Origin of the sequence: Winogradskyella ouciana (assembly GCF_009709615.1) — a bacterium.
GTDB lineage: Bacteria > Bacteroidota > Bacteroidia > Flavobacteriales > Flavobacteriaceae > Winogradskyella > Winogradskyella ouciana.
In genome coordinates this window covers 1-242 of record NZ_WJYA01000275.1, presented here as the reverse complement: position 1 = coordinate 242, position 242 = coordinate 1, and the positions used below count along the sequence as shown (strand labels likewise).

At 64.9% G+C, this 242-nt stretch carries 1 protein-coding gene; it reads right to left on the bottom strand.

All coding sequences use genetic code 11. The features are described from left to right. A partial coding sequence (rplO, locus tag F1003_RS19150) for a 50S ribosomal protein L15 (protein ID WP_155090383.1) occupies positions 1–214 on the bottom strand: 214 nt, incomplete at its 3' end. Between the last annotated feature and the right edge of the window lie 28 nt (positions 215–242).

The window sequence follows — 242 nt, the reverse complement described above, 5'->3', positions numbered from 1 at the left end:
TCTTGAAGCCCTTCAGCTTCGGGAGGCGCATGTGCAGCGGCATCTGGCCGCCCTCGAAGCGCTCCGGAACCTGGTAACGGGCCTTCGTGCCCTTGGTACCACGACCAGCGGTCTTACCCTTGGACGCCTCACCACGACCCACACGGGTCTTGGCGGTCTTGGCGCCCGGGGCAGGACGGAGGTTGTGGACCTTCAGCGGGTTGTTCTCCGCCATGTCAGTCGACCTCCTCAACCGTCACGAG